At 72.4% G+C, this 24509-nt stretch carries 23 protein-coding genes; 9 read left to right on the forward strand and 14 right to left on the reverse strand.

Annotation, left to right across the window (positions count from 1 at the left end; translation table 11 throughout):
- Positions 1-88: 88 nt before the first annotated feature.
- Complete coding sequence (locus ACFV0T_RS21770) at positions 89-1012, reverse strand: MurR/RpiR family transcriptional regulator (RefSeq protein WP_385781670.1); 924 nt, start codon at positions 1010-1012, stop codon at positions 89-91.
- Between the two features lie 169 nt (positions 1013-1181).
- On the opposite strand from ACFV0T_RS21770, the gene ACFV0T_RS21775 reads away from it, so the two are divergent.
- Entirely contained in the window at positions 1182-1601 is a 420-nt protein-coding gene (locus ACFV0T_RS21775; protein WP_385781481.1) for a DUF3662 domain-containing protein, read from the forward strand.
- On the opposite strand, the gene ACFV0T_RS21780 is transcribed toward ACFV0T_RS21775, so the two are convergent.
- Both ACFV0T_RS21780 and ACFV0T_RS21785 read right to left on the reverse strand, forming a co-directional pair.
- Positions 1589-3307: an ArnT family glycosyltransferase gene (locus tag ACFV0T_RS21780; RefSeq protein WP_385781483.1), complete on the reverse strand. Its 1719-nt coding sequence runs from the start codon at positions 3305-3307 to the stop codon at positions 1589-1591. The genes ACFV0T_RS21775 and ACFV0T_RS21780 overlap by 13 nt on opposite strands.
- 231 nt (positions 3308-3538) lie before the next feature.
- A complete protein-coding gene (locus ACFV0T_RS21785) occupies positions 3539-4747 on the reverse strand; it encodes an erythromycin esterase family protein (RefSeq protein WP_385781486.1) in 1209 nt (402 codons plus the stop codon).
- Positions 4748-4805: 58 nt separating this feature from the next.
- On the opposite strand from ACFV0T_RS21785, the gene ACFV0T_RS21790 reads away from it, so the two are divergent.
- A complete protein-coding gene (locus ACFV0T_RS21790; protein ID WP_385781488.1) occupies positions 4806-5573 on the forward strand; it encodes a TioE family transcriptional regulator in 768 nt (255 codons plus the stop codon).
- A 309-nt stretch (positions 5574-5882) separates the two neighbouring features.
- Here the strand turns inward: ACFV0T_RS21790 and ACFV0T_RS21795 are convergent, their stop codons facing one another.
- Positions 5883-6782 carry a BadF/BadG/BcrA/BcrD ATPase family protein gene (locus ACFV0T_RS21795; RefSeq protein WP_385781489.1) on the reverse strand — a complete coding sequence of 300 codons (900 nt, stop codon included), beginning with the start codon at positions 6780-6782 and terminating at the stop codon, positions 5883-5885.
- Positions 6783-7042: 260 nt separating this feature from the next.
- Here ACFV0T_RS21795 and ACFV0T_RS21800 point away from each other — a divergent pair, with 260 nt between their 5' ends.
- Positions 7043-8872: a hypothetical protein gene (locus ACFV0T_RS21800; protein WP_385781492.1), complete on the forward strand. Its 1830-nt coding sequence runs from the start codon at positions 7043-7045 to the stop codon at positions 8870-8872.
- A 96-nt stretch (positions 8873-8968) separates the two neighbouring features.
- On the opposite strand, the gene ACFV0T_RS21805 is transcribed toward ACFV0T_RS21800, so the two are convergent.
- Positions 8969-9628 carry a nucleoside/nucleotide kinase family protein gene (locus ACFV0T_RS21805; RefSeq protein WP_385781495.1) on the reverse strand — a complete coding sequence of 220 codons (660 nt, stop codon included), beginning with the start codon at positions 9626-9628 and terminating at the stop codon, positions 8969-8971.
- A gap of 151 nt (positions 9629-9779) precedes the next feature.
- On the opposite strand from ACFV0T_RS21805, the gene ACFV0T_RS21810 reads away from it, so the two are divergent.
- The 3 genes from ACFV0T_RS21810 to prcB all read left to right on the forward strand — a co-directional run bounded on the left by ACFV0T_RS21810 (position 9780) and on the right by prcB (position 13850).
- Positions 9780-10520 (forward strand): HAD family hydrolase, encoded by a 741-nt coding sequence (locus tag ACFV0T_RS21810; protein WP_385781497.1) that lies wholly within the window; start codon positions 9780-9782, stop codon positions 10518-10520.
- Positions 10517-12871 (forward strand): glycoside hydrolase family 65 protein, encoded by a 2355-nt coding sequence (locus ACFV0T_RS21815; RefSeq protein ID WP_385781500.1) that lies wholly within the window; start codon positions 10517-10519, stop codon positions 12869-12871. Before ACFV0T_RS21810 ends, ACFV0T_RS21815 begins: the two co-directional genes overlap by 4 nt.
- A 124-nt stretch (positions 12872-12995) precedes the next feature.
- Positions 12996-13850 carry a proteasome subunit beta gene (gene prcB, locus ACFV0T_RS21820; RefSeq protein ID WP_385781502.1) on the forward strand — a complete coding sequence of 285 codons (855 nt, stop codon included), beginning with the start codon at positions 12996-12998 and terminating at the stop codon, positions 13848-13850.
- 52 nt (positions 13851-13902) lie between these two features.
- Here the strand turns inward: prcB and ACFV0T_RS21825 are convergent, their stop codons facing one another.
- The 7 genes from ACFV0T_RS21825 to ACFV0T_RS21855 all read right to left on the reverse strand — a co-directional run bounded on the left by ACFV0T_RS21825 (position 13903) and on the right by ACFV0T_RS21855 (position 20930).
- Positions 13903-14862: a hypothetical protein gene (locus tag ACFV0T_RS21825; RefSeq protein WP_385781505.1), complete on the reverse strand. Its 960-nt coding sequence runs from the start codon at positions 14860-14862 to the stop codon at positions 13903-13905.
- Positions 14863-14873: 11 nt separating this feature from the next.
- Positions 14874-16346: an APC family permease gene (locus tag ACFV0T_RS21830; protein ID WP_385781508.1), complete on the reverse strand. Its 1473-nt coding sequence runs from the start codon at positions 16344-16346 to the stop codon at positions 14874-14876.
- Between the two features lie 203 nt (positions 16347-16549).
- The gene (gene sthA / locus ACFV0T_RS21835; protein WP_385781511.1) at positions 16550-17953 is read right to left on the reverse strand and encodes a Si-specific NAD(P)(+) transhydrogenase; all 1404 of its coding nucleotides are present in this window, start codon (positions 17951-17953) and stop codon (positions 16550-16552) included.
- 69 nt (positions 17954-18022) lie between these two features.
- The gene (locus tag ACFV0T_RS21840; protein ID WP_385781513.1) at positions 18023-18226 is read right to left on the reverse strand and encodes a hypothetical protein; all 204 of its coding nucleotides are present in this window, start codon (positions 18224-18226) and stop codon (positions 18023-18025) included.
- Positions 18227-18420: 194 nt separating this feature from the next.
- Positions 18421-19506 carry a PP2C family protein-serine/threonine phosphatase gene (locus ACFV0T_RS21845; RefSeq protein ID WP_385781673.1) on the reverse strand — a complete coding sequence of 362 codons (1086 nt, stop codon included), beginning with the start codon at positions 19504-19506 and terminating at the stop codon, positions 18421-18423.
- Between the two features lie 216 nt (positions 19507-19722).
- On the reverse strand, positions 19723-20610 hold the full coding sequence (locus ACFV0T_RS21850; RefSeq protein WP_385781516.1) for a Gfo/Idh/MocA family protein: 888 nt from the start codon (positions 20608-20610) through the stop codon (positions 19723-19725).
- 104 nt (positions 20611-20714) lie between these two features.
- The gene (locus ACFV0T_RS21855) at positions 20715-20930 is read right to left on the reverse strand and encodes a hypothetical protein (RefSeq protein WP_385781519.1); all 216 of its coding nucleotides are present in this window, start codon (positions 20928-20930) and stop codon (positions 20715-20717) included.
- A gap of 262 nt (positions 20931-21192) precedes the next feature.
- On the opposite strand from ACFV0T_RS21855, the gene ACFV0T_RS21860 reads away from it, so the two are divergent.
- On the forward strand, positions 21193-22005 hold the full coding sequence (locus ACFV0T_RS21860; RefSeq protein ID WP_385781522.1) for an SAM-dependent methyltransferase: 813 nt from the start codon (positions 21193-21195) through the stop codon (positions 22003-22005).
- A gap of 69 nt (positions 22006-22074) precedes the next feature.
- Here the strand turns inward: ACFV0T_RS21860 and ACFV0T_RS21865 are convergent, their stop codons facing one another.
- Positions 22075-22995, reverse strand: a complete 921-nt coding sequence (locus ACFV0T_RS21865; protein WP_385781525.1) for a helix-turn-helix domain-containing protein — start codon at positions 22993-22995, stop codon at positions 22075-22077.
- A gap of 126 nt (positions 22996-23121) precedes the next feature.
- Positions 23122-23352, reverse strand: coding sequence for a DUF397 domain-containing protein (locus ACFV0T_RS21870; RefSeq protein ID WP_385781676.1), 231 nt, complete (start codon positions 23350-23352; stop codon positions 23122-23124).
- Positions 23353-23518: 166 nt separating this feature from the next.
- Between ACFV0T_RS21870 and ACFV0T_RS21875 the strand changes: the two genes are divergently transcribed.
- Complete coding sequence (locus ACFV0T_RS21875; RefSeq protein ID WP_385781528.1) at positions 23519-23842, forward strand: hypothetical protein; 324 nt, start codon at positions 23519-23521, stop codon at positions 23840-23842.
- A 28-nt stretch (positions 23843-23870) separates the two neighbouring features.
- Positions 23871-24416, forward strand: a complete 546-nt coding sequence (locus ACFV0T_RS21880) for a hypothetical protein (protein ID WP_385781531.1) — start codon at positions 23871-23873, stop codon at positions 24414-24416.
- Positions 24417-24509: the final 93 nt, after the last annotated feature.

A 24509-nucleotide genomic window follows, 5' to 3' on the forward strand; every position in this document is an offset into this window, starting at 1 on the left:
ATGAAAACATTCATGCGTGCCCTGTTCTGAATGGTCCTTTCGAAATGGGGTGTGACCAGGGCGAACGGCGGACCGGAGGACCCGGTCGTCACTCCCGCAGGAAGAACTGGTGCTGGTCGGCCACCTGCTCGTACTCCTCCAGCCGCGCCTGGGTCCGCTCCGGCCCGGCGTCCGTCATGGCCTGCAGCAGCGCGGCGGCCAGCACACCGGGCGCGGCATAGGAGTCGAAGACCAGCCGGGAGCCCGTACCGGTGGCGAAGGTGACGTCGGCCGCGTCGGCCAGCTCCCCGAGCGCCAGATCGGTGACCAGCGCGACGCGCAGTCCGGCACCACGTGCCACCCGCACCGCGGCGAGCGTCTCGCTGGCGTGCCGGGGCATGGAGAACGCCAGCACCCAGGTGCCGCCCGCCTCGCGGGACTGCAACAGCGCGTCGTAGGCGACACTGCCGCCCCGGGTCACCAGGCGCACATCCGGATGGATGCGGCGCGCCGCGTACGCGAAGTACTCGGCCAGGGACACCGAGATGCGCAGCCCGAGCACCGTCAGCGGCGCCGACTCCGACAACTCGCGGCCGATCTCGATGAGCCGGTCCGGATCCGCGAAGTCGCGGCGCAGATTCTCCAGGTTCTCGATCTCGGCGTCCACCGCCGCCTGGAGTTCGTTGCTCCGGTTCTCCTCGGCCGTCCCGGGGCCACCGGCCAGGGTGCCGAGCGCGATCGCCTGGAGCTTCTCCCGGAGCGCCGGGTAACCGCTGAATCCGACCGCCGCGGCGAAGCGCGTCACCGAGGGCTGGCTGACCCCGACCCGCTCCGCGAGATCGGTGATCGACAGGAACGCGGCCTCCGTGATGTGTTCGATCAGGTACTGCGCGACGCGCCGCTGCCCGGGGGACAGATGGGGCCCGTCGAAGAGCGCCCTGAGCTGGGAGGTGGGGGAGACCTCCGCCTGGGGGGCCGTCTTTCCCGAGGTGATCGCGGATGCCTGTGCGCGGGCCTGTTGGAGCGAGGGCACCGGCGCGTCTTCTTTGTCTCCCACAGAGACTCAACATAGCTCACTCACCGTGGTGACCAGGGCCGGTGACGCAGGCCCCCTGGCATGTGACGGTCAGAGGGATAGCCGGGCGTGGCGAGGGCACCCGACGTCGGGTAACCATGACGCCGGAGCGGGCAGGTGACCTCGAATGCGTGCACTCAGTGCACTGGAACTGACCCTGGAGCACCATTGGGAGGCCTTCTGGGCCCGGATCGTCGGCAAGGAGCCGGTGGAGCTCGTAGCCGCGCTGCGGCGAGAGTGCGACGACCACGCCGTGGTGTGCAGCAAGCGTCTGGTCGTGGTCCCCAACGCCTACGACGTCGAACTGGACGCCACCGTCCACGACGAACTGACGCGCCGGGGCAGCCGCGTCGGCCAGGCACTGACCGACAATCTCGCCCGGCACGCGGAGCACCGGGGCTACGAGTGGGCGGGGCCGCTCACGGTCCACATCGCCAGGGCCCCGAAGCTGCCCAACGGCCGTTACCGGGTGGCGAGTCGGGTCATGCCCCACGTCAGCGCCCGGGAGTTCGAGCACGCGGCGCGTCAGGACGGTCACCGCCGGTAGACGGTGATCGAGTGGCCGACCTCGTCGATCGCGCGGCTGCCGGCGATCAGTTCGGCCAGCCGCCCCTTCGCCTTGGCCACCGCGGAGTCGGACACGACCAGCAGCCCGTGCACCTCCCGGACGGGCACCGCCCGCGGATCCCTCGCGTGGATGCCGTAGTACGACGGGACGCCGCTGCCCTTGTACACCAGCCAGACCGGCTCGCCCCGGTAGCGCTCGCGCAGCCGGTCGGCCAGTCTGCCCAGGTCCTGGCCCCAGTCCACGTTGGAGTCGTGCAGCCGCAGATGGGTTTGGGCGGGGCCGCCGAACGCCTCGTTGGAATACGGCAGGTACAAGGGGTACGTCCGCAGTGAGCTGACCGCCACGAACAGCACCAGCGCCCCCGTCACCGCGGGCCCCCACCGCCACCGCACCGCCGCCGCACAGCCGGCCGCCACCGCCAGGAACACCGGCACGAACAGCGCGTAGCGGGTGCCGAAGTCCCGCGATCCCTGCATGGCCGCCGCCAGCAGCACCGCCGTGGGGACGAGCAGATACGGTACGGCCGCCCGCAACCGCCGCACCGTCACCAGCGCGACCGCGCCCGCCGCCCACAGGGCGAGCATGCCCAGCGGCGTCTTCACCAGCAGCGCGGCCGGCAGGTAGTACCAGAGCGAGCCCGTGTAGAGCCGGCCGAACAGGAAGCCCTGCCAGGGCTCGTTCTCGAAGCCGAACTGGATGCGCATGCCGTCCCGGTAGGCCTCCGGGAAGGGCAGCAGCCGCACCAGGATCTCCCGCAGCCCGTGCACGGCGGGGACGTGCTGCGCGGACGTCCAGCGCAGCCGGGGATCGACCACCAGATACGCCGCCCACACGACGGCGACCGCCGCCAGCGCCACCACGGCCGCGCCCGCGGCGGCCCGCAGCAGGGCGGCGCGCCGGTCCGCGGGGGGACGCCCGCGCCAGGCGGACACGGCGGCCAGCAGCATCAGGACCGGAACCGCGGGCAGCGCGGTCATCTTCGTGGCCAGGGCCGCGCCGAGCGCCACCCCGGCGAGCGGCAGCCACAGCCGTGGGCGTCGCCGGGCCCGCCACAGCAACCACACCGAAGTGAGCAGGAACCCGGTCACCGGGACGTCGAGCGTGGCGAGCGAGCCGTGCGCGATCACGTCGGGGGAGAAGGCGTACAGCGCGAGCGCCGCCACCGCGCCCCTCGCGCCGGCCAGCTCCCGGGCGAAGCCGAACACGACCAGGCCGAACAGCAGCGTCAGCGCGATCACCGGCAGCCGGGCCCACAGCATCAGCCGCCACGGGTCGTTGCCCGACTCGTACAGCAGATGGCGCCCGAACCGGCCCTGGTCGCCGGTGAAGGACGTGTCGACGTGCGGATCGGCGAGCGCCACCCCGACCGCGATCACCAGCTTCCCGAGCGGCGGGTGTTCGGGGTTGTAGCGCAGGCTGTGCTCGTGCAGGTAGACGGCGGCCGTGCCGACGTACACCGGCTCGTCGATGGTCGGGGTCTGCCGCACCGCCGTGGTCACCATCGCCACGGCCATCTGGACGAGGAGCACGGCCACGAGCACCGGCAGCAGCCACCCGCGGTGCCGGACCGACCACGGGTGGTGCCGCAGCCTGCGCCAGGGCCACCCGGCAGGCTCGTGGGTGGTCACCGGGGCGCCGTGTTCGTCACGGTCGGGTACGACCGTCTGCTGTTCGCTCGCCATCATCCGCCCCGCGGTCCCGCCGACCGCGAGGTGACGGGAGCGATCCGGAGCCGCCTCATGGGCCCACTGTGCATCAGCTCCCGCCGCACCGGGCGTCACCGCTTCAGGAGTCGTACCGACAGACCTTCCGCCGTGTAGACAGGTACGGCCCGCGACGTCGGGGAGTTCAGCTCCACGCGGTCGAACCGGCCGCGCGGCGCCCGGGCGTCGTGCACGCGGACCGCGTTTCCAACGTCAGCCGTGGCTCTGCCGGACGTCCTTGACGAACACGATGCCGTCGCTGTCCGCCAGTCGGGCCGGGTCGAGCGGGGCGTAGCCGAACCAGGGGGATACGCGGGGCGTGGGCCGAGTGCCGCCGAGGGCGGTGGCCAGCCGAGGGGCGTCGATGACGCAGCGGTCCTCCGGGAGCGTGTACAGGAGTCCCTCGACGGTGTCCGGCGGGGGTGTGTCCACTCCCCGGTGCCGGATCGTGCCGAGGGCCGTGGCCACGAAGGCGTACTCCGCGCCGAGCCGGGCGCTCACCAGCGCACCGGCGCTCCACCACTCCAGTGGCATCCCGCCCATCCGCATCGTGCTCTTCTCGCGCTGGAGATGGGAGTTGTGGGAGTGGACGAGTGCCGGGCCCCGAGCGGCGACGGCGAGGAGGTTGTGGGCCATCATCCGGTCCCGCGCGCCCACCAGCCGGGCCATGCGGGCCGGTGAGGTGTCGGCCATCCAGCGGTGGTAGCCCAACAGGCCTGTCGCGGTACGCCCGTACAGACGCGCCCGGTCCCAGGCGTCCCGCGAGGTCGCCCTGATCAGGTGCGGCGTCTGCTCGTCGAGCAGCGCCTCCAGTTCGTCGGCGAGCAGCCGCAGCTCCCCGGCTTCTGCCGACTGTCCCACGGACCGGGCCGGGTCCCTCATCGCGGCGGGATCGGTCCATCGGTCGTCGGCGCCGAGCAGGCGGTCGAGGGCGTCCGCGGTGCAGGGGAGCAGGCCCGCGTCCACCCGGGCGGAGAGGTAGCCGTGGAGTGCGGTGAGGGCCTGCCGGGGGCTCGCGGCGGCGGACATCTCCAGCGGGCCGTCGAAGCCCGCGAAGCGGAGCCGATCGGACTCGGGCCGGCCGTCGTTGTAGGCGCGCATCCAGCGCACGAGCTCGCGGTTGGCCGCGGACGCGCCCCACCCGTGGCTGATTCCGCGCTCCACGACCTCGTCGAGAGTGCCCGTGCCCGAGGTGACGTAGTCGTCCACGAGCAGGCCCATCAGACAGTCGCTCTCGATCGCGATCGTCCGGTAGCCCTCCTCCTCGACGAGGTGACGGAAGAGCTCATTGCGCAGGTCGAGCAGAGTGTCCTCACCGTGGGTGGGCTCGCCCAGGGCGAGCAGCCGAGGCCGGGCCGGGAGCAGTCTCATGACAGCGGCCGCCTCGACGGCATGGGCGGCGTCCTTGATGTCGTTGGCCATGCCCTCAACGGTATCGTTGAACCTTCGGTTGAAACTTTTCCACGACACCGGCGGGACAATGGGGCAGAACCTTCAAAGCAGCGTGCGGCTCAGGCCGGTTGATCTGGCCCGCGACCACGGTCTGTCCACGCAGGCGATCAGGAACTACGAGGAGGCCGGCGTCCTTCCGGCCGCCGCTCGCACCCCCCACGGTTACCGCACCTACACACCGCTGCACGCGGGGGCCCTGCGCGCGTTTCTCGCCCTGGTGCCCGGCCACGGCCACCGGACGGCGACGTCGATCATGCGGGCCGTGAACGAGGGCACGGTCGACGAGGCGTTCCACCTCATCGACGCCGGCCACGCCCAGCTCCTCGACGACCGGCGGACCCTCCAGGCCGTGGAGAGCGCCCTGCGCGACCTGGCGGCCACCGCGGCGCCCGAGCCCGGTGCGCCGCCCGAGCCCGGTGCGGGGGCCGAGTCGGTCGCGGTGTCCGGGCCCGGCGACACGTTCATCGGGCCGCTCGCGGGGAAGCTCGGCATCCGGCCCGCGACGCTGCGCAAATGGGAGCGCGCCGGGCTGGTGAGCCCGCGCCGCGACCCGCTGACCGGGTACCGCGTCTACGACGAGGCCGACGTACGGGACGCCCGGCTGGCCCACCAGCTCAGGCGGGGCGGCTACCTGCTGGAGCAGATCGCCCCGCTGATCGCCCAGGTGCGGGCGGCCGGCGGCCTGGAACCGCTGGAGGCCGCACTGTGCGACTGGCGCGGCCGGCTGTCCGCCCGCGGACGGGCGATGCTGACCGGGGCCGCGGAGCTGGAGGCCTACCTCCGCAGACGCGGATAGGGGACTTCCGTCGCCGGCCGTGACCAGCGGGTCCGTCTCGGCCGACGCACCGCCGCCGCTCGAAGCAGTACCGGACCGACCCGCCGATGCGATGCCGCGCGAACGGCGAGAGACGGGACACCTCCGCGTCGAGGGCCAGGTGCGCAGGTGTCCCGGGCATCGGCTCCGGGAGGAGGAGACGGCCGGGACGGAGACGACGTATCGAACAACCCCGAGAACTCGCCCCTGGAACCAGCCTGGAACCCCGCCCTGGAACCTACCCCCGAGAACTGATCCCGAGAACTGATCCCGAGAACTCGCCCCGAGGACTCACCCCAGCGAACGCGCCAGTACCACCGCCCCGTCGACCGGCGGTACCCGCAGCGGTGTCGGCCGGGCCGACGGCACGGCGTCGGCGAGGGCCGCCACGAAGGCGTCGTACAGGGCGGGTTGGGCGAGCACCGCGCTGCCCGCGACCACCACGTCGTCCACGCGGACCCCGCGGTCGGCGAGCCGGACGACGAGCGCGGCCAGCGACCGGCCGCCCTCGGCTATCACCGCGCGGGCCGGTGCGGAGCCCCCGGCGGCGGCCGCGAACACGACCGGAGCGTGCCGGCCCCACTCGGCGGAGACGTCGGTGGCGCTCTCCAAGGCCGCGCCGAGCGCGGGCACTTCGGGCACGCCGAACGCGGCGACGAGCCCGAGCGCGAGCGCGTCGGGCTGTTCACCGCGGTCGTGTGCCGCCCAGGCGGCCCGCGCCGCCTCGCGCACGAGACCGGCCGCGCCGCCCTCGTCACCGAGCACCGCGCCCCAGCCCCCGACCTGGACGGGACGTCCGTCGGGCAGCCGGCCGACCGCCACGGAACCGGTACCGGCGACCAGGCCGACGCCCTCGTCCAGCCCGGCGGCGGGGACGAGGAGTTCCGCGTCGCCCACGACCAGGGCGGGTACGCCGAGGAGGCCGGTCAGTGCGTCACGGATCCCTGCGCACTGGCGCGGGGTCTCACAGGCGTGTCCGCCCACGGCGACGGCGGCCGGTACGGCATCCGCCGGGAGAGCCTCGCCGACCAGTGCGGCCAGCCAGGCGGCGGCGGCCTCGGGGTCGTGGGGCCGCCAGCCACGGCTCGCGCCGATGTGGTCGGCGGCCGGATCGTCCCCCGCGAGCGCGCGGAGATGCGTCTTGGTGCCGCCCACGTCGATGCCGACCACGAGGGGCCTGGAGTCCTGCACGGATCCTCTTTCGTCGTGGCGATGCGCCTTACCGGCCTGCGCAGTCCGCGCTCCCTGACCGGCCCCGCCGCATCATGGTCCACGCCCTGCTCCCACTCGCTGATTGTCACGATCGGCGAGGTGATCGGCAACGTCATCTCCTGCTCGCTCGCGGCCTGCGCCGTCGCCCGCTTCGAGTGCCCACACTCATCTGTTTCCTCGTCTTCCAGGAGAGGCTGGTCGACGGCATGGCAACGTCCGGAACGAAGGGCTGAGCACTGATGCACCTCACCTACCAACGCAGCCCGTTGCACGACCTCCCCGACACCCCGGAGGCGTACGACGCCGTCCTCGCCGACGTCACCGAGCAGGCCCTCGCCCGGATGACACCGCAGGGCAGCCTCGAACACCCCGCCGGGGGCGAGGACATCGGCGACACCTCGCTCGGCGTCACCGCGCTGCTGGCGCTCGCCTGGCAGCGCTCGAAGGACCCGCGACTGCCGGCGGCAGTCCGCCGCAGCCTCGCCTTCCACCTGCGGGAACGGGTGTACCGGGAGGACAACCCCGGCTACCCGAACCTCACCGCGCGGGGCACCGGACTGCCGTACGCCCGCTACGTCCTGGACACCGGCGCGCACCCCGTCGGCGACTGGCCGAGCACGGTGTGGGCGCTGCTCCAGGCGGTGAACGTCCTGGACGCGGCGGACGGACTCGTCCAGGAGGACCAGCGCGCGGAACTGCTGACGATCGCGCGGGGCTACTGGAACTGGCTCACCGGCGCCACGTTCTTCAACCCGCAGGAGGCGGGCAACCAGGCCATCGGCTGTGTCGTGGGCGGCCTGATGCTGGCCCGCCACCTCCCGCCGGAACAGGCGGAGCCGATGCGGGCCCGCGCGCTCACCCTCTACACCGACGAGATCCGCGCCCGCCGCGTCCGCGACCGGGGTGCGCTGCTGCCTCCCGAGCACGGAGGCGCGTACGACAACAACTACGGCCCGATCTCGCTGTCCTTCCTCGCCCAGGCCCACCGGGTCAGCGGCGTGGAGATGTTCGCCGAGGACGGCGACGCGCTGGCCCGCTATCTCGACGCGCGCCTGACCAACGGCGGCTTCGACCTCGGCGGCCCCCGCTACAGCGAACAGCACTCCGGCTTCGAGTCGGTCCTCGGCCTGCGCTACTTCAGCCGCCGCATCGGCTCCGACCTCGGCCGCTACCGGGGCGACACGCGCTGGGGCCGCCACGCGGTGAAGGACGACGGCGGTATCGACGGCCACTTCGCCTTCATGCTGGTCTGGCAGATCCAGGACACCACGCCCTGGCACCGCACACCCTCGGCGGCTCCGGTGCGCCACCAACTGCGCGCGGGGACGGTCTCGGTGGCCTTCGACGACCGGATGACCCCGGCGCTGGTGGAGGCGGCGGGCACGTACTACCTGCCCGCGGCGGTCAACCGCCAGCACGGCTTCGGTCCGGTGCTCGACGGCTTCCTGATGTCCCGTCCCATGGGCGAGGTCCGGGTCCGGAACGTCCGGGTGGACGGTCTGACGGCCAAGTTGGTCACCAAACCGGTCGTCGGCCGCGACCACGTCCTGCGGCACGTGCGGTCCCTGTACGTCACGGACGGCACGAGCCTGTGGGTGACGGTCGCCGTGGAACGGACGGACGGGACGCCGTACCTGCTGGCCGGGCTGCCCTACGCCCAGGACGACGGGGAGCGGGTGCGCAGGACCGCGCAGCCAGGGGTGACTAGCGCGGGCGCCCTGCGGGTCACCCACCCGTGCTCCGCGGGCGTCGACCACTTCGACGCCCGCGCCGGGACCACCCAGGAGCAGGCCGCCTTCGCCCTGGCCGCCGACCCGCGCGGCTACGGCAACCCCGACGAGGGCTGGCGGCACCTGGTGTCCTCCACCGCCCTGGAGGCGGATCCGGCCCCCGGCGCCCCGGCGGACCTGCACGTGTTCTCCGTGCGCTACGGCCCCGAGGGCCCGTACGCACCCGCCTTCGAGCCGGTCGAGGACGGACTGAGCGTCCGGACGGAGGCCTTCACCGCGGTGATCGGGGACGCGGCCGGTGACGCATGCGGTGAACCGGAGCTGACGTTGCGCGGGTGAGCCCCACCCGGCGGGGGCCCACCGCGAGCCCCTGCCGGGGAACCCCGTGACGACGGACGGCCGGCGAACCCCGTGACGACGGACGGCCGCGCGTGATCAGCCGCGCGCGTCCGCGTCCGGCAGGACCGAGGCCGGCACCACCAGGTCCGCGCGGGCGCGGGTCCCCGCCACCAGGTCGGCGTTGCGCTGGTCCGTGCCCAGCACCCACGCCACGGCCTCCTCGTGGCCCTTGCCGAACTCCTCGTGCCGGGCGGTCAGCCGCCGGATCCGCTCCGGCTCGTCCAGCTCGCAGAACCACACCTCGTCCAACTGCGCCCGCACCCGCGCCCACGCGCCCGTCTCCAGCAGCAGGTAGTTCCCCTCCGTCACGACCAGCCGGGCCGTCGACGGCACCGGGATCGCCCCCGCGAGCGGCTGTTCCAGCACCCGCTCGAACCCGGGCGCGTACACGGTCTCGTCCCCGTCCGGTTCCTCCCGCAGCCGCCGCAGCAGCGCCGCGTACCCCGCCGCGTCGAAGGTGTCCGGCGCGCCCTTGCGAGCGCGGCGGCCCAGGCGGTCCAGCTCGGCATCGGCGAGATGGAAGCCGTCCATCGGGACATGCGCGACCCAGGCGGGCCCACCGCCGTTCAACTCCCGCACCAGACGCGCGGCGAGGGTCGTCTTGCCCGCTCCCGGACTCCCCGCGACACCTAGGACCGCCCGGTGCCCCGGCCGTACCAGCGCCGCGGCCCGGCGGACCAGATCCTCGAAGGTCATGTGCGTACACCTCACCGGAAGACCCCCCGACGCGTCGCGTTCACGTGACTCGGCACGAGTGGCCGATCCTACCCAGGGCACGAGGACGAGATTTCCTCCCCTGTGGCGCGCGCCACCCCGTGGACGCCGTCCCACGGGGAACGGTCACTGTATGACGCAGCTCGGTCTACCCGAAGACATCCAGGCCTGCCTCTTCGACCTCGACGGGGTCGTCACCAAGACCGCCGTGGTGCACGCGGCCGCCTGGAAGGAGACGTTCGACGCGTTCCTGCGCGAGCGCGACGGCGAACACTTCCGGCCCTTCGACGCCGTGGCCGACTACGACGAGTACGTCGACGGCCGCCCCCGCGCCGACGGCGTGCGCACCTTTCTCGCCTCCCGGGACATCGAACTGCCCGAGGGAGAGCCCGACGACCCGCCGGACGCCGGCACGGTCTCCGGCCTCGGCAACCGCAAGAACGAACTGCTCCTGGAACGGATCCGCGCCCAGGGCGTCGAGGCCTACGAGGGCACCCTGCGCTATCTCGACGCGGTACGCGCGCACGGTCTGCGCACCGCGATCGTCTCCTCCAGCGCCAACACCCTCGACGTGCTGCGCTCGATCGGCGCCGAGCACCTCTTCGAAGTACGGGTCGACGGTGTGGTGGCTGCCGAACGGAAGCTGCCGGGCAAGCCGCGCCCCGACACGTTCCTCGCCGCGGCCCGCGACCTCGGCGTCGAACCGGCTCGCGCCGCCGTCTTCGAGGACGCCCTGGCCGGGATGGACGCGGGCCGAGCCGGGCATTTCGGATACGTCGTCGGCGTCGACCGCACCGGACAGGCCGACGCGCTGTACGCGCACGGCGCCGACATCGTCGTGAAGGACCTCGCGGAACTGGGAGGCCGGGCGTGATCACTCAACGGTCGTACACCGTGGAGCCGTGGGCCGTGCGCGAGACCGCCCTCAACCTCGACGTGCTCGCCCAGAGCGAGTCCGTGTTCGCGCTGTCCAACGGCCATGTCGGCTGGCGCGGCAACCTCGACGAGGGCGAACCGCACGGCCTGCCCGGCTCGTACCTCAACGGCGTGCACGAACTGCACCCGCTGCCGTACGCCGAGGCCGGCTACGGCTACCCGGAGTCGGGCCAGACCGTCATCAACGTCACCAACGGCAAGGTGCTGCGGCTGCTCGTCGACGACGAGCCCTTCGACCTGCGCTACGGGCGGCTCGTCGCCCACGAACGCACCCTGGACCTGCGCCGGGGAGTGCTGGAGCGGGTGTGCGAGTGGACCTCGCCAGCCGGGTCGACCGTACGGGTGCGGTCGACCCGGCTGGTCTCCCTCACCCAACGGGCGATCGCCGCCGTGGCGTACGAGGTGGAGGCCGTCGGCACCCGGTCGCGGGTCGTCATCCAGTCGGAACTGGTCGCCAACGAGAGCCTGCCCGAGCCGGACGGCGACCCGCGCGCGGCCAAGGCGCTGAAGTCGCCGCTGGAGCCCGAGGAGGACGTCGCCCTCGGCCGGCGGCTGCGTCTCGTGCACCGCACCCGGCGCAGCGGCCTGCGGGTGGCCGTCGCCGCCGACCACACCGTGACCGGCCCCGAGCGGACCACGACGAGCGCGGAGAGCAACGTCGACGTGGCCCGGCTGACCGTCACCTCCGTGCTGGAGCCGGGCGAGCGGCTGCGGGTGGCGAAGGTGGTCGCGCACGGCTGGTCCGGCGCCCGCTCCCGGCCCGCGATGAGCGACCAGGTCGAGGCGGCCCTCGCGGCGGCCGGGCACAGCGGCTGGGAGGGCCTGCTCGACGACCAGCGGGCCTACCTCGACGACTTCTGGGCACGCGCCGACGTCGAGGTCGACGGCGACGAGGAGATCCAGCAGGCCGTCCGCTTCGCCCTCTTCCACGTGCTCCAGGCCGGGGCGCGCGCGGAGCGGCGCGCGATACCCGCCAAGGGCCTGACCGGCTCCGGCTACGACGGCCACGCCTTCTGGGACACCGAGACCTTCGTCCTGCCGCTGCTGACCTACACCGCGCCCGAGGCCGTGGCCGAGGCGCTGCGCTGGCGGCACAGCACCCTGCCCGCGGCCCGCGAACGCGCGACCCAACTCGGCCTGCGCGGCGCCGCGTTCCCCTGGCGGACCATCGAGGGCTCGGAAGGGTCGGCCTACTGGCCCGCGGGCACGGCGGCCTTCCATGTCAACGCCGACATCGCGGGCGCGGCGGTGCGCTACACGCAGGCGACCGGCGACACCGACTTCGAGCGCGAGACGGGCCTCGAACTGCTGGTGGAGACGGCCCGCCTGTGGCACTCGCTGGGCCATCACGATCCGCGCGGCGCCTTCCACATCGACGGTGTCACCGGCCCCGACGAGTACAGCGCCGTCGCGGACGACAACACCTACACCAACCTCATGGCCCGGACGAACCTGCTGGCCGCCGCCGACGCCGTCGAACGCCACCCCGACGAGGCGGCCCGGCTCGGCGCCGACGTGGAGGAGAGCGCGGCCTGGCGGGACGCCGCCGAGGCCGTGTACATCCCCTACAACGACGAACTCGGCGTCCACGAGCAGCACGAGGGCTTCACGCGCTACCAGCGCTGGGACTTCGCGGGCACGAACGCCGACCAGTACCCGCTGCTGCTGCACTTCCCCTACTTCGACCTCTACCGCAAACAGGTCGTCAAACAGGCCGACCTGGTCCTGGCGATGTACACCTGCGGCAGCTTCTTCGACGAGGAGCAGGTCGCCCGCAACTTCGCCTACTACGAGCCGCTGACCGTCCGGGACTCCTCGCTGTCGGCGTGCTGCCAGGCCGTCGTCGCCGCCCAGGCGGGCCATCTGGACCTCGCCTACGCCTACACCGCCGAGGCGGCGCTGATGGACCTGGCCGACCTGGAGCACAACACCCGCGACGGACTGCACATCGCGTCGCTGGCCGGCACCTGGACGGCGCTGGTCGCGGGCTTCGGCGGCCTGCGCGACGACGGCGGCACCCTCAGGTTCGCGCCCCGGCTGCCCGAGCGGTTCGGCCGCCTGGCCTTCACCCTCCAACTCATGGGCCGCCGCCTGCGCGTGGAGATCGGCCAGGACAAGGCCACGTACACGCTGCTGTCCGGGCCCCCGCTGACGATCCGTCATCACGGCGAGCCCGTCACCCTGAACGGCGACGGCCCGGCGGTCCGCCCGGTCCCCCCGGCAGTGGCCCGCCAGGCCCCGGAGCAGCCCCCGCACCGCTCCCCGCACCGCGGCCCGACCCCCCGCTGACCCCGGGGGCGACCGCGGTCCGGGCGCCGCGGTCGCCGCCGGGTGTGGGCTGCCCCGCGTTTCCCGCCGGTCCGGGCCAGGTAGGTAGTGGAGTGTCGACGCGTCGGGAGCGAGGGGGAGCGGTATGGCATCGAGCGACGACGACGGCCCTTCGGCCAGGGACTTCTTCGCCGTGGGGAGTTCGTCGTTCAGCGAGTTCCTGGCGGCGCACCGCCCGGAACTGCTGCCCACCCGACGCCCGTTCCCCGACGGGGTCCGCGCGGCGCCGGACCGGTTCCCGCACGGCACCACCGTGCTGGCCCTCGCCTATCGCGACGGCGTGATGATCGCGGGCGACCGCAGGGCCACGATGGGCAACCTGATCGCCCAGCGCGACCTGGAGAAGGTGCACCCCGCGGACGACCACACCGCGGTCGCCTTCGCCGGCACCGTCGGACTCGCGCTGGACATGGTGAAGCTGTACCAGGTCGAGCTGAAGCACTTCGAGAAGGTCGAGGGCATCCCCATGACCCTGGGCGCGAAGGCGACCCGGCTGGCGGGGATGATCCGGCAGAACCTCGGCCAGGCGATGCAGGGCCTCGCCGTCGTCCCGCTGCTCGCCGGTTACGACACAGGTGCCCGCGACGGCCGCCGGGGCCGGATCTTCGGCTTCGACGTCACCGGCGGCGCCTACGAGAAGTCGGACTTCCACGCCGAGGGCTCCGGCTCACCCTACGCCCGGGGCGCGCTCAAGAAGCTGTTCCACCCGGACATGACCCGGCGCGAGGCCGCCCTGGCCGCGCTCCAGGCGCTCTACGACGCGGCGGACGACGACTCCGCGACCGGCGGTCCGGACCTCGGCCGGCGGATCTTCCCCATCGTCTCGGTGATCACCGCGGAGGGCTTCGAGCGGCTGCCGGAACCGGAGACGGAGGATCTCACCCGCGAGATGGTCGAGCAGCGCCGGAGCAGGCCGGACGGACCGAACGCCACTCCTTGAGACTGCCGCACCGCACCACGTCTCGCTTCCGTGACCGCGCCGCCGGCCGCCGTCAGGCCCCCACCGTCAGCTCCTTGCGCCACTTGAGGAGCTGCTGGTGCGGATCCCCGGTGTACGACCACGGTGTGCGCGTCGCCCGCGGACCGAGCATCCGCAGCAGCGCGCCGGCGACGTCCTCGGCACCCGCCATACAGGCCGCGTGCGCCAGGTGGTTGAGGTCGCGCAGCTCCGCCGGCTCGACCGGACCGTCCGGGCGCTCCGCGATCCAGCGCTGCCAGGTGCGCCGTACGTCGCTCACCGCGCCGTCGTTGTTCCAGTGCTGCCCCAGCCTCACCGAGGCCTGTCTGCCCTTGGCGGCGTCCAGGGCGAAGCGGTACTCCTCGACCCGCGCGTACTGCACCAGGACCGGCAGCGCACAGCCGGGCGGTGCCGCCCCGGCAGCGTCGCGGGCGAAGTCGTACATGAGGCCGTGCGTGCCGTGCCAGCGCGAGGAGTAGTAGTGCAGCACCTGGAGGTGCCCCTCCACGCTGTACGGGTCGCGCCGGTGCAACTCGTCCCACCAGCGGGCCAGTTCCTGCCGCCGTACGCCCGACGGGTACAGCCTGGCGACGGAGATCAGGGAGATCCACGGCGTCGGGTCCTGCGGATACACCTCCGCCGCCCGCAGGCAGGCAAGCACCGCCGTGTCGACCCGCCGCTGGTCGATGGGCACTCCCCGGCCCGTGGCGATGGCGAGGTCGAACGCCCGGGCCGCCTCCGTCGCCGCCCGCAGCACCAGCGCGTCCGCGCTGTGCGGCTCGGCGGCCAGCCAGGTCTCGACCGTCGAACTTCCCGCACAGGCCTGCGCGAGCAGCCGGACCCGGTGGCCCCGCGCGGGCCAGTCGCGGCCGGTGACCCGCAGCAAATCCCGCAACCCCTGCCAGCGGCCGATGACGATGTCCTGCCGGGCGGAGGTGAGGGCCGTGTCCCCGCTGTCGGGGTCGAAGTCGGGAGCGAAACGGTCTCGCGCCATCGGGTTCCCCCTCAGAAGTCGGTGGGGAGGCCCTCGTGGGCGACCGAACCGGCGGTCGCGCGGTCGGCGGGAACGTACTCGGTCACGACGGTGCGGGTCGCGTCGAGCCGGGCGGGCCGGTAGTAGTCGCTGCCCTGCCTCCAGTACCAGAACATCGGCACCAGCCCGGCGGCGAGCCCGCCGAGCCCGATCGCGATGGCGGCGCCGCTGAGTTCACCCAGCGACTCGACGAAGATCCAGAACATGAACAGGGCGCCGAGCAGCGGCCACACCCCGCCGAACAGGAAGTTGGCCGGCGACCGCAGCAGCATCTTGCGGTAGGCGACGACCACCGCCAGGCCCGCGAGACCGTAGTACACCGCGATCTGGAGACCGATCGCCGAGATGGCGTCCGCGAGGATCTCCCCGACCGAGCCCAGCGCGTTGGCGGCGACGAACATCACCAGTGCCACCCCGCCGACCACCGTGATCGCCACCCAGGGAGTGTTCCAGGTGCGGTGCACCCGGCCCAGCGCGGCCGGCATCGTACGGTCCCGGCCCATCGCGAACAGGGAGCGCGTGACCTGGATGAGCGTGGTCTCCAGCGTGGCGATGGTGGACAGCATCACCGACACGATCAACAGCTTCCCGCCCCAGCCCGGCCAGATCTCCTCGCCGAGCGCGCCCAGCACGTTGGCGCCGTTCGCCGAGATCTGCCGGTCCGACAGGATCACGTTCACCGCGACGGTGAAGACCTCGAAGAGCAGGAAGACGATGCCCACGCCGATGAGGCCCGCGAGTCCCGTCGTACGACGGCTGTTGCGGGTCTCCTCGCTCAGATTGCTGGTGACGTCCCAGCCCCAGTAGTAGAACGCGGCGACCAGCGCGCCCGACGCGAACCCCGACACCCCGTCGAAGTGGCCGAAGCCGAACCAGGACCAGTCGAAGGCCCGCGCGTTGTCCGTGTGGAAGAGCGCGAGTACCGCGAACAGGGCGAGCACGGCCAGCTCGACGCCCGACATGACGAGCTGCGCGCGGACCGTGAGCCGGGCGCCGCCCAGCACCACACCCAGCATCACCAGGAACCAGGCGGCACCGACGACGGTCGACAGCGCGGTGTCGTCGGCGAGGCTCTCGTCGAAGAGGGCGAGCGTCATCGACCCTGCCGGCAGCGAGCCGGCCACCATGAAGATGGTCGCCGAGATGACCAGCGCCCAGCCGCTGATGAACCCCAGGAACGGGTGGAGCGTTCGCCCCACCCACGAGTAACTGGCGCCCGCGTTCACGTCGATACGGCCCAGGTAGCTGAAGGCCAGCGCGATGCCGAGCATGGGTATCGCGCAGTACAGCAGCGCCGCGGGGCTGGCGAGGCCGACCGCGCCCACCAGCACGGCGGTGGTGGCGGCCAGCGAGTAGGCCGGAGCGCTGCCCGCGACCGCCATCACCACCGTGTCGAACGTACCGAGGGCGTTGGCCTGTAGCCCTCTGCCCCTGTTGCTGCTCATGGTTGTGCTGCTTTCCGTCGTGCACGACGCGAGGGCGACCTGCCCCGACGACGCTGGGGGGTGGGGGGTTGCGGCCGCCTTGTACCGGAGAGGGATGGCTTCGGTCAGGGACGGCGAAAAAGCCGGTGGTTACCGTTCAGCCGCTGCGTCGGCGGACGGTCACACCGCGTGTGCGTGTGATGATAGCCCCAAGAGTCCCCCGGTCAGTCCCCGATCCGGTCCAACTGGCGCAGCTTGTTGGTGGCGTCCAGCGCGGCGACCTTGTAGGACTCGGCGAGCGTCGGGTAGTTGAACACCGCGTCGACGAGATAGTCGACCGTGCCGCCGCACCCCATGACGGACTGTCCGATGTGGATCAGCTCGGTCGCCCCGGTGCCGAAGCAGTGCACACCGAGCAGTTTGCGGTCCGCGGGCGAGACCAGCAGCTTCAGCATGCCGTGCGCGTCACCGATGATCTGACCACGGGCCAGCTCACGGTAACGGGCGATGCCGACCTCGAACGGCACGCAGTCCTCGGTGAGCTGGTCCTCGGTCCGGCCCACGAAACTGATCTCCGGGATGGTGTAGATGCCGATCGGCTGGAGGTGGTGCATCTGCCCGACGGGCTCTCCGTAGGCGTGGTACGCGGCCGAACGCCCCTGCTCCATCGACGTGGCGGCCAGCGCCGGGAAGCCGATGACGTCGCCGACGGCGTAGATGTGCGGCACCTGGGTGCGGTAGTGCTCGTCCACGGTGATCCGGCCCCGCGGGTCGGCGGCCAGTCCCGCCTTCTCCAGGTCGAGGTCGTCGGTCAGCCCCTGCCGGCCCGCCGAGTACATCACCGCGTCCGCGGGGATCTTCTTGCCGCTCTCCAGGACCGTGAGGGTGCCGCGCGCGTGGCGCTCGACGGCGGCGACGGTCTCACCGAACCGGAAGGCGACCGCGAGGTCGCGCAGGTGGTACTTGAGCGACTCGATGACCTCGACGTCGCACATGTCGAGCATCCCGGCCCGCTTCTCGACCACGGTGACCTTGCTGCCCAGCGCGGCGAACATGGAGGCGTACTCCATGCCGATCACGCCCGCGCCGACGATCACCATCGACCGGGGGACCCGTTCGATGGTGAGGACGTTGTCGGAGTCGAGGATCGTGCGTCCGTCGAACTCCACGGTGTCGGGCCGGGCCGGCCGGGTGCCGGTCGCGATGACGATGTGCTCTGCGCTCAACAGGCGTTCCTGGCCGCTCGCTTCGCGCACGGCGACCGTGTGGGCGTCGACGAAGCGGCCCGTACCGGAGTACAGGGCTATGTGGTTGCGGGAGAGTTGGTTGCGGACGACGTCGACCTCACGGCCGACCACGTGCTGGGTGCGCGCGGTCAGGTCGCCGACGGTGATGTCGTCCTTGAGCCGATAGCTCTGTCCGTACAGATCGCGCTGGGTGAGCCCGGTCAGGTAGAGCACCGCCTCCCGCAGCGTCTTGGAAGGGATGGTGCCGGTGTGGATGGAGACCCCACCGACCATGTCGGGGCGGTCGACGACGGCGACCCGGCGGCCGAGCTTGGCGGCGGCGATGGCGGCCTTCTGGCCACCGGGTCCTGATCCGAGGACGAGCATGTCGAAGTCGGGCACCCTCCGGAGTCTGTCAGCCCGAAGGCGACTTTCGGAAGGGTGTATTGGCCGGGAAGGGCCTACCGGCTTCTAGGGCAGCAGCTTCTCGATGGCGGCGGGCCCCTCCTGGTCCAGCTTGCGCCGGGCCCATTCCAGATTGCGCGGCGTCAGGTCCCGGCCCGTGGCGAGCACCAGATCCTCCGGTGCCACCTCGCCGGTGCGGGTGTGGAGCAGGCTGTCCGGGGTGACGGGCTCCCGGGACTGCCGGGACGCGTCGGGCTGTGACGTCTCCATGATCTCTGCTCCTCGGGTCCGGTGGGGACTGCTTCGGCCCGGTGCCGAAACCGGGCCCACTATCACCATTCATCGCATGCGCCCGGTGTGCATCCGGAGGCCCGAGTGCCCCGCCACGGGACCGGGACGCACGGCAGTCGCAAGCGGCGTCCACCGAGGCCGGCGCCGCCACGCGTGCGGTGAGAACGCCCAGGTCAGACCACCCGGGCCGACCCCGACCCCGGCCCCGGCCCCGGCCCCGGGCCGGGGGCCGGGGTCGGTGGCTCGGGCGCGAGGACGAGCATCGTGACGTCGTCGCGCGCGAAGGTCGTACCGCAGAACCGCAGTACGTCGTCCCAGATCCGGCCGGCCAGGGAATCCGGCTCCTCGCCGTGCTCGGCGGCGAGGACGGGCAGCCGCTCGGGCAGCGGATAGAACGCGCCGTCGGCGTCGCGGGCCTCCCAGACGCCGTCGGAGGCCAGCACCAGCCGGTCGTCCGGCCGCAGCCGCACCGTGAGCGCCTCGTGCGTCCCGGGGTCGGGCAGCCCCAGACCCAGCGGGGGCCACGGTGCGCTCCCGATCTCCGTGGCCGTGCCGTCCCGCAGCAGCAGGGGCGGCGGATGACCGCAGGTCATGATCCGCACTGCCGCCGCGTCCGGCGTGAACTCCAGCAGCACGGCCGTCGCGAAGAGCTCGTCGTGCCGGTCCTGCGCGCTGCCCAGCAGCAGCCTGCGGTCCAGCCGGGCGCCGACCGACTCGAGGTCCGGCTGGTCCAGCACCGCCTCCCGGAACGCCCCCAGCAGCAGCGCCACCGTCCCCACGGCCATCAGCCCGTGCCCCCGTACGTCGCCCAGGACCGCCCGTACGCCGTACGGACCGTCCCGCACGTCGAAGAAGTCCCCGCCGACGAGGGTGCCGCGCTGTGCCGCGCGGTACAGGGCCGCGCAGCGCACCGGTCCGACCCGCTCCGGAACCGGCGGCACGACCGCGCGCTGCGCCGCCTCGGCCACCGTGCGTTCCAGGTCCAGCTGGGCGTCCCGGCGGCTGCGCACGAACGCCACGAAGATGCTCAGCACCGCGACGAAACAGATGGTGAGCAGGTCGGTGTTGCCCGGGTGGTTCAGCCGGAACGCGGGGACGACCAGCACCCCGATCGCGAGGACGCCGAGGAGTGCGGTCGAGACCGGTCCGTACGACAGCACCGCCAGCGGCGGGATGGCACCCAGCAGGAAGCCGATGTCGAGCGGATCGGGGCTCAGCAGCGTGGCGATCATCACGGCGAGGATCAGGGCCGGCGGCATCGCCCGTACCCACCGGGGCGGCGGCGCGCCGCGCAGCCAGCCCCGCCGGTCCAGACGAGGTGCCAAGGCGCGCAGGCTTCCCACACCACCACGCTCCTACGCCAGCCCGCGAGCCGCACGTCAGGGACCTGGCGGCGGCCCGACCGCCCACCGGTCCCCTCCTCGGCGGCCTCCGCGTCCGTCGATCCTTCGTCGCGGGGAGGACAGCGGCCCGAGTCAGCCCTTCTGGACGGTCAGCAGCGTCTCGGCCGCCGTGAGGATCTCGGTGACCCGCAGGGCGAACGAGGCGTCGCACGGGTGGGCGGTGCCGGTGCGGGCGGCCTCGCCCAGGGCGTCGATGGCGCGGCCGAAGGCGGGCAGGGCGCCTTCGGAGCTCTCCGGGAGGACGGTCACCCCGTGCTCGCCCCGGAGCTCCACGGTCGACCCCGCCGCGGCGGGCGGTGCGGTGAGGCTGAGGGCCAGCGTGCTGGAGGCACCGCCGGCGTGTTGCAGGACGGCGTGCACGGTGTCACCGGGGCCGGGGGCCACGGCGGCCACGTGCCGGACGTCGCCGAGCACCGGGAGCAGTACGGACAGGGCGTGCGGACCCACGTCCCACAGGGCACCCTTCTCCCGCCGCCACGGCGAGGCCGCGAACGGGCTGTCGCTCGTGAACACCGCGCCGATCCACTGCGCCCGGGCGGTGAACCAGCCGCCGACGCCCGCCTGCTCGGTGATCCAGGCCTCGGCGTCGGACAGGAAGCGGGTGGTGAAGAAGACCACGGAGGCGACACCCGCCTCCCGCACGGCGTCGACCACGGCCCGGCCCTGCTCGACGGTCGTGGCGATCGGCTTGTCGAGCAGCAGATGGCAGCCGGCCCGCGCCGCCCGCGCCGCGAGGTCCGCCTGGACGTCCGGCGGCAGGGCCACGGCGACGGCGTCGACATCGGCGAACAGGGCGTCCACGTCGTCGTAGGCCGTCGTCCCGTGCCGTTCGGCCAGTTCCTTCGCCGCGTCGGCGCGGCGGCCCCATACGCCCGTGAACTCGACCTCGGGGTGTGCGTCGAGAGCGGGGGCGTGGACCATCTGCGCCCAGGGGCCGGTGCCGAGCAGTCCGATGCGCATGCCGCCGCCTTTCACAGTGCCGGACGTGGTGACGACCGGTGCCCTGGCGGCGGCCGGTCGTGGGTGAGCCTCGCACACGACCCGCCCGCCGCGCACCCGGGGGTTCAGGCCGCGCGGGGCGCCGCCGTCGCGGGCGCGGCCTCGGGCACCGGCGCTGCCACCGCGTCGCGGCGACCGCCCCGGACCAGTCGCAGCCGCCGTCGGCCGACGACATGCCGACGCCGCGAAGGAACGGGATCGTACAGACGGTCCTCCACCCGGTCCATCACGACCAGCAGGACGGACAGGAGCGGCAGCAGCAGTACGGCGATCAGGACCATGGCATCCCCTCGGCCTGGCGACACCGTGCGGGTGCTCCGTTCCGGGCCGGTGATGCGTGCGCGAAAGGTGAAGAATCGGTGACGGACCGGCGCACCCCGACATGACGGGCGGGGAAGGCCGTCGACCGGTTGCGGGAGCAACGCGCTTTCCGCTGAAGCTCTTTGGTCCTTGGACTGGAACGCCCGAAGGTCAAGTCCCTAGGATGTACCGTCAGTCATGGCAGTCCAGACGGTGTGTCACGGAGCTGGGGGAGCGGTGCACATGGAGAACCAGGTGTCCACGAAGATCGACGCCAATGTGCCGACGGCCGCACGGATGTACGATCACTATCTGGGCGGCAAGGACAACTACGCGGCGGACCGGGCCGCGTGCGAGGAGCTCGACAAGGTCGTCCCCAGCACCCGCCGGCTGGCCGTGAACAACCGGCGCTTCCTGCAACGGGTCGTCAGGACCCTGGCGACCGAGCACGGGATCCGCCAGTTCCTCGACCACGGCTCAGGCCTGCCGACCCAGGACAACGTGCACCAGGTCGCCCAGCGCATCGACCCCGACACGCACGTCGTCTACGTCGACAACGACCCGATGGTGCTGGTCCACGGCCGGGCGCTGCTGGAGCAGGACGAGCGCACCACCGTCATCCACGCGGACCTGCGGGCGACCGACGAGATCTTCTCGCACCCGGACACCCAGCGTCTGATCGACTTCTCGCAGCCGGTGGCCGTGCTGTTCAACTCGGTCTTCCACTGCATCCCGGACAGCGAGACCGACGGTCCGCAGGCCATCGTCCGCCGGGTCACCGAGCGGCTCGTGCCGGGCAGCTGTCTGGTGATGTGCCAGCTGGTCAGCGAGGACGCCCAGGTCCGCGAGTTCGTCACCGACTTCATGGACAAGGCCACCCAGGGACACTGGGGCCGGGTGCGCCAGGAGAAGGACGTCGCCGCACTGTTCGACGGCACGGACATCCTCGAACCGGGCCTCGTGGAGGTCTCCACCTGGCGGCCGGACAGCGAGGTGGCCCCCCGCCAGCTCACCCAGGAGTGGATCGAGTTCGGCGGCGCGGCCGTACTGCGCTGAACCACGGTCCGTGGCCGCGAGCGACGCCGGAGGCGAAGCGCGCGGCCACGGGAGGGCCGGTGACCGCCGTCAGGAGCGCGGGTAGCGTGCCGCCATCGTCTCGTGCAGCAACCGCAGCGTCTCGCGCGGTTTCAGGGCCTCGTCGGCCAGCCGGTCGAGCGCGAGCCGGTACTCCTCCGTCTCGTCCCGGTCCTCGAGGAAGTTCGCGCTCCTTATGTGCTCGAGGTAGACGACGTCGGGCAGATCCAGGCCGCCGAAACGCAGATACGTGATCGGTATGGCGGGCGCCGACGCGTTCGTCACGTCGAGGGGTACGACCTGCAGGGTCACATGGGGCCGCTGAGCCATCTCCACGAGGTGGGCGAGCTGCTCCCGCATCACCGCACGGCCGCCCAGCACCCGCAGCAGCACCGACTCGTCGACGATCGCCCACACCTGCGGGGCGTCCGCCCGCGACAGCAACTGCGCCCGCCGCGTCCGCAGCTCGACCCGGCGCTGCACCTCGGCGGCCGGCGCGTTCGGCAGACCCCGCTCCACCACCGCGCGGGTGTAGGCGGGCGTCTGCAGCAGACCGGGGACGTACTGGATCTCGAAGGTCCGGATGGTGGCGGCGGCCTCCTGGAGTCCGACCAGACGGTCGAACCACTCCGGCATCAGACGCTTGTCGTAGCGCTGCCACCACCCCGGCTCGCCCGCCCGCTGAAGCAGCTTGATCAGCACCGAAGTCTCGTAGGCATCCGTGCCGTACAGCTCCAGCAGCGCGCGGACGTCCCGTTCCGTCGGCGGCTTGCGGCCCTTGCCCGACTCGATGCGGGAGAGCTTGGCCCCGCTGAACCCCAGGGCGCGTGCCGCCTGGTCCTGGCCGAGGCCCGCGTCGTCACGGAAGCCGGCCAGCTGGACGCCGACCAGCATCTTGAGCAAAGTCGGCGCAGGTTCCGGTCTGTCCAGATAGGGTTCGAGGCGGGAGATGCGATGCGACTCGGCGGACATCCTGGCTCCCAGTGGACCGGCAGAAGTGCCGATTACCTTACCGCACGGATCCGGTCCTCCTCGTATACGGCGCGAAAGTAAGGGAGTTGGATTCCACTCCGGGGTGCCGTCGGCGGTCGCCGGGGCTCACAGCAGATGGTCGAACTCCCCGTCCTTGGCCCCGGCCAGGAACGCCGCCAGCTCGGCCGGTGTGTAGACGAGCGCGGGCCCGTCGGGGTCACGGGAGTTGCGCACCGCGATGCCGCCTTCGGGCAGTGTGGCGACCTCGACACAGTTGCCCTCCGCGTTGCTGTGCCGGCTCTTGATCCAGTGGGCGTCCAGCGAACTGGCCCGCACTCCGTTGCGCACTCCTGGCACCGCCGTCTCCTTGCTGTTCACGATCTTCGCAGCGTTCGACGCACGCCCGGCTGGATTTCGCGCAATTTCTCGTGCAATTGCACACGGGCGCCGTCAGCGTGGATAATAGCTGCGGCGTCAACCCCCGTGTGGGCGCCGCAACCTGACCTCACATCAGGGAGAGGCCATGTCATCACCTGTGCCGAGAGTGGTCCGACGGTCGAGGGAGGCCGCCGTAGGCGCAGGTGGGAGCGGCATCACCCGGGCGTGGGTGGACGGCGGTGCGCAGATCCGCCTCAGGTTCGACCATGCCCCCGCACGCCCGCTGTCGGCCGTCTCGGCCCATGCGGAGGATCCGCCCGTGCGCCAGGCCGCCGACGACTTCGCCCTCCTGGCGAGCGGACGCGGCCCGAGCGTCGTCGACACCCCGTCCGAGGAGTGGGGCCGGAGCCTCCGGCCTCCCGTGAGCAGGACCGTCCGGGTCGAGTCGCCGGCCCGTTCCCTCACCTGACACGACTGCCGTGGAAAGGCCCCCCGCCATGCGCCCCGCTCCGACCGGACAGCCGAGCACGCAGCGCGCAGACCGTGACACGCCCGCGAGGGGAGTGGCCGAGGTCGCGCCCCTGATGGCACTGGGACAGGTGCCCTGGCACGAGATCAAGGACTCGTCGGGCTCGGCCACCGCGATCCCGCTGTTGCTCAACAGCGTCGCCTGGGGTGACGCCGGCACGGCCAGAACCGCGCTCGACGATTTGAGGAAACGCATCTGCCAGTACGGCTTCGTCGTCGAGCAGGCCACCGCGGCGACGGTTCCCTTCCTGTGGGAGCTCGCCCAGTTGCCGCACGTCACCTGCCGGGCGCAGATCATCCAGCTCCTCAAGTGCATCGCCGACGCCCGGCAGTGGGAGAGCGTGGCCGCCGTCTATCCCAAACTGCTCAACCACCGGGAGAACCACGTCGTGTGGGAGCGCAAGGCCCGGCAGGCCGTCCGCGCCCGTCGCGGTGCGCTGCGGTGTCTGATGGCCGAGGACGACGCCGAGATCGCCCGCGCCACCACGGAGCTCGCCCGCACGCTGGGGGAGTGAGCCGCCGCCTTCCGTCTCGCCGGGCGGAAGCGGGACAAGTCCTCGTGCATCCTGATGTACTCGTTGCGCCCAACGGACAGAAAGCGCTTGTCC

This window comes from Streptomyces sp. NPDC059582 (assembly GCF_042735715.1).
GTDB lineage: Bacteria > Actinomycetota > Actinomycetes > Streptomycetales > Streptomycetaceae > Streptomyces.